15 protein-coding genes are annotated in these 8,567 nt (G+C 63.5%); 11 read left to right on the top strand and 4 right to left on the bottom strand.

The window, feature by feature from the left end:
* Positions 1 to 275: 275 nt before the first annotated feature.
* Complete coding sequence (locus ABZX30_RS29915) at positions 276 to 1,283, top strand: site-specific integrase (RefSeq protein WP_355938856.1); 1,008 nt, start codon at positions 276 to 278, stop codon at positions 1,281 to 1,283.
* Between the two features lie 42 nt (positions 1,284 to 1,325).
* Here ABZX30_RS29915 and ABZX30_RS29910 read toward each other — a convergent pair whose 3' ends face one another.
* Positions 1,326 to 1,556, bottom strand: a complete 231-nt coding sequence (locus ABZX30_RS29910) for a winged helix-turn-helix domain-containing protein (RefSeq protein ID WP_355938855.1) — start codon at positions 1,554 to 1,556, stop codon at positions 1,326 to 1,328.
* A 358-nt stretch (positions 1,557 to 1,914) separates the two neighbouring features.
* On the opposite strand from ABZX30_RS29910, the gene ABZX30_RS29905 reads away from it, so the two are divergent.
* The 3 genes from ABZX30_RS29905 to ABZX30_RS29895 all read left to right on the top strand — a co-directional run bounded on the left by ABZX30_RS29905 (position 1,915) and on the right by ABZX30_RS29895 (position 3,499).
* Complete coding sequence (locus ABZX30_RS29905; RefSeq protein WP_355938853.1) at positions 1,915 to 2,094, top strand: hypothetical protein; 180 nt, start codon at positions 1,915 to 1,917, stop codon at positions 2,092 to 2,094.
* Positions 2,091 to 2,453 carry a hypothetical protein gene (locus ABZX30_RS29900; protein ID WP_355938851.1) on the top strand — a complete coding sequence of 121 codons (363 nt, stop codon included), beginning with the start codon at positions 2,091 to 2,093 and terminating at the stop codon, positions 2,451 to 2,453. Before ABZX30_RS29905 ends, ABZX30_RS29900 begins: the two co-directional genes overlap by 4 nt.
* Before the next feature lie 728 nt (positions 2,454 to 3,181).
* A complete protein-coding gene (locus ABZX30_RS29895) occupies positions 3,182 to 3,499 on the top strand; it encodes a hypothetical protein (RefSeq protein WP_355938849.1) in 318 nt (105 codons plus the stop codon).
* A gap of 251 nt (positions 3,500 to 3,750) precedes the next feature.
* Here the strand turns inward: ABZX30_RS29895 and ABZX30_RS29890 are convergent, their stop codons facing one another.
* Positions 3,751 to 4,113, bottom strand: coding sequence for a hypothetical protein (locus ABZX30_RS29890; RefSeq protein WP_355938847.1), 363 nt, complete (start codon positions 4,111 to 4,113; stop codon positions 3,751 to 3,753).
* Between the two features lie 139 nt (positions 4,114 to 4,252).
* Here ABZX30_RS29890 and ABZX30_RS29885 point away from each other — a divergent pair, with 139 nt between their 5' ends.
* From ABZX30_RS29885 to ABZX30_RS29855, 7 genes are all read left to right on the top strand, one after another.
* Positions 4,253 to 4,702: a hypothetical protein gene (locus ABZX30_RS29885; RefSeq protein ID WP_355938846.1), complete on the top strand. Its 450-nt coding sequence runs from the start codon at positions 4,253 to 4,255 to the stop codon at positions 4,700 to 4,702.
* Positions 4,703 to 4,719: 17 nt separating this feature from the next.
* Entirely contained in the window at positions 4,720 to 5,118 is a 399-nt protein-coding gene (locus ABZX30_RS29880; RefSeq protein ID WP_355938844.1) for a hypothetical protein, read from the top strand.
* Positions 5,118 to 5,309 (top strand): hypothetical protein, encoded by a 192-nt coding sequence (locus ABZX30_RS29875; protein ID WP_355938843.1) that lies wholly within the window; start codon positions 5,118 to 5,120, stop codon positions 5,307 to 5,309. The genes ABZX30_RS29880 and ABZX30_RS29875 overlap by 1 nt, the downstream gene beginning before the upstream one ends.
* A complete protein-coding gene (locus ABZX30_RS29870) occupies positions 5,306 to 5,776 on the top strand; it encodes a hypothetical protein (RefSeq protein WP_355938841.1) in 471 nt (156 codons plus the stop codon). Before ABZX30_RS29875 ends, ABZX30_RS29870 begins: the two co-directional genes overlap by 4 nt.
* A gap of 80 nt (positions 5,777 to 5,856) precedes the next feature.
* Complete coding sequence (locus ABZX30_RS29865) at positions 5,857 to 6,087, top strand: hypothetical protein (RefSeq protein WP_355938839.1); 231 nt, start codon at positions 5,857 to 5,859, stop codon at positions 6,085 to 6,087.
* Between the two features lie 195 nt (positions 6,088 to 6,282).
* Positions 6,283 to 7,212, top strand: coding sequence for a hypothetical protein (locus tag ABZX30_RS29860; RefSeq protein WP_355938837.1), 930 nt, complete (start codon positions 6,283 to 6,285; stop codon positions 7,210 to 7,212).
* Between the two features lie 164 nt (positions 7,213 to 7,376).
* Positions 7,377 to 7,706 (top strand): hypothetical protein, encoded by a 330-nt coding sequence (locus ABZX30_RS29855; RefSeq protein WP_355938835.1) that lies wholly within the window; start codon positions 7,377 to 7,379, stop codon positions 7,704 to 7,706.
* Between the two features lie 269 nt (positions 7,707 to 7,975).
* Here the strand turns inward: ABZX30_RS29855 and ABZX30_RS29850 are convergent, their stop codons facing one another.
* Together ABZX30_RS29850 and ABZX30_RS29845 are read right to left on the bottom strand one after the other, a co-directional pair.
* Positions 7,976 to 8,233 carry a hypothetical protein gene (locus tag ABZX30_RS29850; protein ID WP_355938833.1) on the bottom strand — a complete coding sequence of 86 codons (258 nt, stop codon included), beginning with the start codon at positions 8,231 to 8,233 and terminating at the stop codon, positions 7,976 to 7,978.
* Positions 8,234 to 8,401: 168 nt separating this feature from the next.
* Positions 8,402 to 8,563, bottom strand: coding sequence for a hypothetical protein (locus ABZX30_RS29845; protein WP_355938832.1), 162 nt, complete (start codon positions 8,561 to 8,563; stop codon positions 8,402 to 8,404).
* Between the last annotated feature and the right edge of the window lie 4 nt (positions 8,564 to 8,567).

The following is an 8,567-nucleotide window of genomic DNA, read 5'->3' as shown; positions in this document are numbered from 1 at the left end:
CCAGCACGGCAGGACTCCCCGATCAGCCCCGATATGCCTGTGCCACACGTTCCAGCGACAACAAACGCGACACTACGTCACATACCGCCCTCTCAGAGGAGCCACGAGAGCACATGGCACAGCCGGAACACGCACGTTCCACACCCAGCGGGCAGCACGAGCGTGCACGCAAGAGCGCCCTACGTAGCGCTAGGCGCACGTCTGCGCCGACAGAGCATGAGAGCGCACAGACACGCTCTGCCTCGTCCGTAGCGTCTCTCAGGACGCCTGAGGACGTGCGTAATGCACTGCTGGCAGAGCTTGACTTGCACCTGAGCACAACCACGAACAAGCACGGACGGCCATTCCAGCGGAAGACCATCAACGCCTACGTGAACGCGGCCAAGGCACTCTCTGCCTGGATCGGACGGGCACAGCACGTCAACGCGGTGGGTGTGGTAGTTGAGTCGTTCACCGACGTGGATGTCTCGACAGCCAACGCGTTCTTCCGCTGGTGGTACGAGACCAGGGACGTTCCAAAGAGCCAGGACGGGAAGGGTGGGTATACGGGTGGGGTCAATACGGCTCAGCGGAACATCAGGCCGCTGTTCCTCTACCTCGCCGACGAGTACGGGCACCCCAACCCGTACCTAGACCCGCGCTTCCATCGGTACTCCGCTCCCGCCCTGGGTAAGCCCAAGACCCTCTCGGAAGAGTTCGTCCAGGACGTCCTCAACCTCACCGCATGGGGACCAGGCCGACGAGACTTTGAGGCCACGCGAGACCACGCACTCACCCGCGTACTGACCGAGGGGCTGAGGGCAGAGGAGATCCTGAACCTCCAGGTCCAAGACATCGACCTCCCCAACGCCACACTCCTGGTCGTGCCGCTCAAGGGACAGCGCAACTCCGTGGACGCGCGGCCTATCCCGCTACAACCGTCCACGGTCAAGGCTCTCCAGCGGTACATCCGCGTTCGGCAATCACACCCACGGGCCACCGCTGGCCACAAAGACTCCGCGTGGCTGTGGCTGGGCACGAGAGGACGCGGACGCCTCGCGTACAAGGGCCTGTACTGGATCGTGAAGCGGCGTACGGAACAGGCTGGGTACGACTCCGCCGACGTGTCGCCCCACTCGTTCTGTCACACGTGGTGCCACGACCTACTAGACGCGGGCGTGTCCGGCGAGAACGTCATGGCGATCCGAGGGTGGTCCTCGGCCTCGATGCTGCGCCGCTACGGCGCGGACATGGCCTCTCAGCGAGCGGTGGACGCCGTGCACCAGCTCGGCGACAGGTACTGACCCATGTTCCACACCACCCCGCCAGTCGTCCGCTCAGCCTCGCTATTCCTCGCCCTTCACGAACGAGCCTTGACCCAGGATCGTGTACAGCCGTCCCTCTGCCCTGAGAGCGGCCACCGCCTTCTGTGCGGTGGACTGGCTCACGTCGAACTCGGCGGCGATGTCCACCGTGCCGGGGAACCGCTCGCCAGCCTTCCACTTCCCCGCGTCGAGCCGACGCCTCAGTTCGGCCGCTACCTGGGGCCAGACGGGAACGGAGCGATCAAGGTCCATACCCTCAGCCTGCGCGGTTACGCGTCATCCAGCTATCGCGCTAGTGCGGTAGTGCGGTTTCGCGATAGCGCGTAAGCTCGTGACGCAGGACACAACAGAAGACCACTCCCACCCCTCGGGGTGGACATGGAAGGACCCCCGCGACAGGGCGAACTGTCCGGGGGCATGGCCGATCACCCAAGGAGTGACCGACGTGCGAACTCTACTGGCCCTCATCCTCTCGTGGCTCATGCCATCGACCGGCAAGCGACGAGCCGCCCCGCAGGCTGTGCCGACAGAGCACACCCCCACGGACACGCCGACACAGCGGCTGATCATCTCGCGCTCAGCGGTCACCAGCTCACGGAGCTTGGTGGGTGTGGAACGTCCCACCCGCTCACCTCGTCCGCCCGCTTATCTGCGCGGCGAGGACACCCCGCTCATCCGCCCGTACCTCATCGCCTGGGAACGGGAGCAGGAGCGGCGACGACAGATGGACCGGCGAACCGCCGCCACCCTCGCAACCCTCGGCATCGACTTCCACGGAGTGACGGCATGAGCACCCAGCCCGAGAACACACCGATCCGGTCTCGTTCCTCGCATCTCCGTCTCCTGCCGTGGACTGAGAACGACAAGCCCGCGTACCTCTCGACCCACAACACGGAGACGTACCTGTCCCGCCTCGCCGATACCGTCGAGAACCAGCAGACGGAGACGGCTGCTGTGATCCTGGGTCTCGCCAAGCCGATGGTCGAGGACACAGCGAACCTCGGGGCTGATGAACTCCGCTGGATCGCACGGCGCTTGTGCGAGAGCCTGACGGACGTTCTACGCGTCTGCGAGAGCCGAGCGGGACGCATCCCGCCGTACGAGGGTGACACCGCCGCACAGGACGACTCAGACGCCGACACGGAGTAGCGCGACCCGCTACCCTCTCCATGCGAGAGCCCCTGGCTACTTACCTTAGCCAGGGGCTCTCTTCTATGTGCGGGCGCTCACGTCACAGGAAGAGTGACAGGGCGGTGTGGAACAGTGCCTTGGTTCCGTCCCACCCGAGAAGGGTAAAGACGACGACGAACTCTGCCACACACAGCGGGACGGCGATTCTCAGGAAGTCCCTCGTGTCTCGACTCACGGGCGCTCACCACATTCACGGCACGCGGTGAACTTCACGTGGTGGATAGCCCCGTTCGCGGAGAACAGACTTTCCACGGTCGCCCAGTGGTGACGTCCCATCGTGACCTCGCACAGGCGCGTGGTCTCATTGCGGAACGTCTCGTCTGCCGCTTCCCAGCAACGACGCTGGACGCACGGGAAACACAGCGGGTCTTCCTCGATGCTCCCATTCCACTGCGCGGGGTTCTTCCCGCACGCGGTGCAGAGCACCCGCTTTAGGCTCACGCTCATTGCGTGGTTCCTCGCTCTCTGTTGAGTTGGACTTACGAGAGCGACGCTAGGACGCGAGCAAGCGTGTTCCGTAGGGACGCCGAGTAGTTTTCTCCGCACCCTCCTAGACGCTCAGTTACTCCATGGCTGCCCGTTATCTGAGCGCTGGTTGGCTGTTACAAAGACACCCCTTGGGTTGGCTCGCATAGTCCGAGAGAGTCGTCCTGTCAGCACGACAACGACCCACCGAGGAGCCCGACATGACCCGCTCGCACTTCGACCACAGCAACTGCGCCCACCCCAAGACCAAGGCTGGCAGGGCAGCTTGCCGTAAGGCTCTCCGCGCCGCTGCTGAGCCTGCGCCCGCCGCCAGCAAGAGCACCGCGCCGAAGGCCGGTACCGCGAAGGCTCCGGCGAAGAAGTCGCCCACCGCGAAGCCTGCCGCTCCCGCGAAGGCCGCGCCTGCCAAGAAGTCGCCCGTCCGCGCCACGGCTGCCAAGAAGGCTGCCACGTCGCCCGTCCGTAAGACCGTCGCCGAGATCAAGGCCGCCGCGCCGAAGGCCGACGAGACCAAGTAACACGTTCCACACCCAGCAGAGAAGGGCCCGACGCATCGAGCGTCAGGGCCCTTTCTCGTGGTCGCGTATTCGCGTCGTCTTCACGTCTGTGCGTCGTACGTATCGAGCGTGCATAGCTCCAAACGCGATTCTTTGACGCCTCTCGGGCGGTGAGAGTGCGTGTCGAGTGTCTGACATCAACGACGACAACCGATCTCTTTAGACGCGCTCTCAGAGCTTCGGCGCTATGCCGGCGAGCACGTCTCGGCAGGTCAGGGTGGTGTGGAACGCCTGAGAGGGCCCGTGTACTGGTTGCCGTGCCAGCCGCCCGGATGCCTGCCCTTCGCTGCCTTGTCGCGGTTGTTGTCTCCCGCGTCGCCGATGAACCAGTGCCGTGGGTTCTGGCACGGGGGAAAGTCGCAGGTATGGCACACGAAAAGATCCGGCTCTAGCTCGGATTCGATGATCCGTTCCGCGAACCACCGATGAGAACGGACTTTCTTGCCGCCCACCTGGAAGACGCCATAACCCTTCTTCGTGCGATGGCCTTTCCAGGGCCAGCAGGCATTAGGCCCACCAGAGATGTCCACGTTATCCACCCAGCGGGTAAAGGCATCCACATATCGGTTCGTCATAGACCCACGATATCCGTGAATCTGCGGTTAGACCCGCGTATATAACCCGCCTGACTTGCCTTGCCGTTTGAATCGTGCTATGCGACGATTACAGAGCTGAAACCAACTGTTCAGCGATTGGCCGAGAGGAGGAGAAGTAGTGGGTAAGAGTAACCCCAAACCACGAAAGCCGGATGCCCCGCTGGGTGCTGGCACTCTGAATGCGGCCGAACTGGACGCGCAGGCCGAAGAGGTCTACGCCCTCCATAAGAGTGGGCATTCCCTTGTCGCCATCGCTCGCTCACTGGGTCTCACTAAGGACGCGGTGGAACGCCGCATTGCACGAGCCAGGCGGAATCTGCCCGCTGAGACGGCGGACGCCCTCAGGGCAGACCGTGAGTCCTCGATTCTGGACATGGTCCGTGAGGCTCACGAGAACCTGGCCAATGCGGAGACCGTGGCCGAGCGTAACGCCTGCATCCGAACCATCCTGGATGCGAACACGAGGCTTTCCAAGCTCCTGGGCCTGGAAGTCCCGTCCAAGGTTGTCCTTGAGATGGAGAAGGTGTTCAGCACCGAGGGTGTCTGGAATGGGGAGGTGGAGGGCTGATGTCTCCTCTCCGTTCAATGAGCGAGGCTCGACGGCGTGCCGAGATGGGCATTCCGTACTGCCACACCCACCATGAGGGGTGTCCGAAGTATCGGATTCCCAATCCGTCCATCTGGGGCCACAAGACTGAGAGCGGTAAGTGGTTCACCACTCCTGGTGAGGCCCTGGACTCGGAGCTTTCCCACCTGACCAACCAGCTCTACATGGTCACGGGAAGCGAATTGCCGTACGAGGAGTTCCGGAGGGAATTCCTCTCATGGCCGTGCAAGGTCAAGCCGATGCCCATTGCTGAGTACGGACGGAAGTTCGGCAAGCAATCCACGGAAGTGGACACGGGACTAGCGGCGCTACTCGCTCGGGGGCGTGTGGGAGATGTGCCCGACACGTTCCGGCCTGCCTTCGAGGAGGTCGAGTAATGGCCAAGGTGGTTCTCAATCCTGCTGTGGTCGCTGAGTGGCTGGATCAGTTGCTCGCCACTGGCAAAGCCGTCATGAACGACGACGGCACCGTAACCATTCACCTCACGCCCGAAGAGACCCAGCAGATCAAGGCCCTTGTGGCCGAACTCAAGGCCGCCCGCTCTGAAATACCCGAGGAGGAATCGTGACCGACGACATGGCCGCCCGGCTCATGACCATGATGCGGGGCAACCGTCCCGCCGAGACGCGGGACCTGGACGAGATGCCGGACTCCACCAGCGTCAAGCTCCTGCGCCAGGCTCGCGGCGCGGACGACTACAGCCACGTCCACGAAGCCAACCGACAGGGCCAGGCCGAGTACGAGCGGACCGTCCGTAGGCGCGCTCAGGAGCTCCGCGCACAGGGTGTGCATCATCCCGAAGGCACCGCGCGCATGGAGCTCCAGATGGCCGCTCAGCGCCGTTCGGAGCAGGCCGAGCGCCGCGCCGTCTACGAGGCGATGACGGCGAACAACCGCGCGGAGATGGAGGCGAACTCCACGCCCGCCCTGCGGGAGCGCATCAAGGCCGCGACCACGGAGCGCCGTGAGCGGACCCTGTCCAAGCTCGAAGCCTCGATCCTGGCCGCGCTCCGTAGCGAGCGAGCCAGCGCCTGACCCAACAGCCGGCCGACTGCATCGGCCACGTAACCGCGTAGAACCGGGCAACCGCCCGTAGTAGAAAGGTAGGCCCCGCAATGGCCAACATCACGATGAACCTCCAGGACTTCAACTCCCTGATGGCGCTGGGCACTGCCCGTCGGCGGGCCGTCTTCCTGGACCTCTACAACACCGGCCGTACCAAGCTGAGCGCGTCCACCGCGACCGGCCCGGACAGCGTCGTTCTCGACCCGACCAGCCCCGGCACGAACGACCCGGCGGGCGTCGTGGTCACCCGCGTGAAGTCGGCGATCGCCTCGGCGGCCTGACACACAGACCGGCTGGTGTGGTACGTGGTCTGTCCTGGAGGGCTCACGTCCCACACCAGCCACCTACTTCCCGGTCCCTCACATTCTCCTTGGGTAGGCCGGGAACAGACGGGCTGGTGTGGGAGGTTCTTGATTCCCTTCTCCCTTCCACACCAGCCCGTTTCTGCTGTCTGAACCGACCGCGGGAGGTGAGCCATGCCCAAGAGTGCCCATTACGTAGCGACCCGGAGAGTTCTCCATAAGCCCGAGCTAAAGCCTCGGATCGTGGACTTCATTGCCGACCGGGAAGCCGTCCATTCTGCCGATATTGGGCGGGAGTTCTTCAACGGCGATGGTCACCAGACACGGCGCTACCTGACGGCTCTCGATAGGGAGGGCCGCATCACGAGCACACGTCGGGGCAAGTACCTGTGGTGGTCGCTGGCTGGTGTGGAAGTCACCGCCGCCGCCCTCGCCGACCGCACTCCCAAGCCGATCGGTAATCCTGGCCCACGCCTCACTGAAGAAGAGAGGCAAGCAAGGCGGGAACGGCGAGCGAGGAAGGCACGGGAGAAGCGGCGCGAGGAACGAGCAAAGCGACCTACCCCAACAAGGCCGCCGAAGGTGCGGGCTCACAGCCACTGCCCGCACGAGGACACCAAGGCCGAGCGTGCAAAGTGTCGTAAGGCAACCGCCAAGGCGGATGAGATAGCCGAGCTGGCAGACACCGAGCGGTGGCTTAACCAGGTTGAAGCGTGCGAGGCCATCGACCCTTCACTGGAGGTCGGCGAATACGACCCGATGGAAGGGATTAGGGAGCGTCAGGCGGCCAGGCGGAAGAAGTCGCGGGAGCGACTGGAGGCCGAGGGTAAGCATTACGGGTGGCGGAAGAAGTACCGCATGGGGATGGGCCCCACGGTCTATGCGCTGGCCCATTACATCCACGTCAGGATGAAGAACGACCGTAGGCACAAGGGCTATTACCGCTTTACCTACGAGTGGGTCCGCTCTCACTATCCCCACCTCCTGGCCAACTACCGCGACCTCGTGGAAGACGCCCTGGAACTCCTCGTGATCCAAGGCAAGATCGAGCGGCTGGACATCCCCGTCAAGGTGACGGTATCGGGTAGTGAGGAGCCCGCGTGACTTCACATGCCGACTGCACCCACCCGAAGACCGCTAATGAGCGGGCCAAGTGCCGTAAAGCCCAGGCACGTAAGGCACGACCCAGCCTCCATGACAACTGCGTCCACCCGGACACCCGGACGGAACGGCGCAAGTGCCGCGACGGCCATTACATCCCAGGAACGATGGAGCGCGCTCCCTCTATCGCCCAGATGCTCAAGTCGGTGCAGCCGAAGCCAGCACCCAAGCTCAAGCGAGAGCCCAGGCCGCCTAAGCCTCAGCTCACGCCCGAGGAGATCAAGGCCAAGAGAGACCAATGGGGCGGCAAGGGAAGGCTGACCGTTCCCGTGTTGTCGGGCTGGATCTATAGGCGGATGCGAGAGAACCGCGACCGCCAGTACGTGTTCACACGGGAATGGCTGTACCGCCAATATCCCGGCGTATCACGCGAGAAGGTAGACGCGGCTCTCCAATACCTCGTGGATAAGGGCAGGATCAACGCTCTGCCCAAGTGACTTCCTTGGAACGTGGCTTAGCGCTCGTGTAGCGTCTCGATGTTCGCTTGTTCACTGCACCCGAACACCACTGAGCCCCTGGAGACGGTGTACTCCGGGGGCTCTTTGGTGTCTGCGTCGGCGAGCGCTCAGAATCGCGCGTACGGCGTTTTCACGTCGTCGCCGACACAGAGAGACGCACGAGACGTGAGAGAGCCCTAGAGGCGCGATTCTGACGCGTTTGGAGCTATCGAGAGCGCTACGCGCTGAGCACGCGACGAGAGCGAGCGTCAGATGGTGTCCAGACGGTCAGCCATCCAGCGCAGAGCGGTTACCAACTGGCCTCGCTCAATGACGCCCCGGAGGGTAATCCCCACCTCGCCATCCGACCGCTTGACCTCAAGGTCCCCGTCCCCGGGGGAGAAGATCAGTTTGGTACGGATACCGTTGTCGTCCGACCCGTGGAAGTCGGCGTTGATGGCGACGGTCAGTGGCGTGCAACCCGGAATGGATTTGGTCTCGACAAAGTCATAGTCCCGGTAGCTCATCTACCACACCAACCTTTCTCATGTTCGTTGTCGCGGTCGACGCTAGAGCCCGTTATGCGGGTGCGGGCTCTAGCGCCAATCCATCGGTGTTACTGCTGGGGCCGCGTGAGATGGCGGTCCAGCTTCTGTTCCAGGCGCCGCAGAATCTCGGACGGGTTCTGTTCCATGTCACTTCTTCCAGTCGTCGGGGTGGACGCCGACACGAGCCGACCAGTGAGGGCGGCCGTAATGGACCTTGGCGGCGATCTGCCCGTTCCTCTTACGGCAGGGCTCGCCGCGCTCAGCCTTGCACTTGGGACACTTGGACTTCTGGTGCTCTGGGTTCTGCACTGGT

This window comes from Streptomyces sp. NPDC004542 (genome assembly GCF_040610035.1).
Classification (GTDB): domain Bacteria; phylum Actinomycetota; class Actinomycetes; order Streptomycetales; family Streptomycetaceae; genus Streptomyces.
Note: the sequence above shows the minus strand (reverse complement) of the source record. Positions and strands in the feature narration are given on the sequence as shown.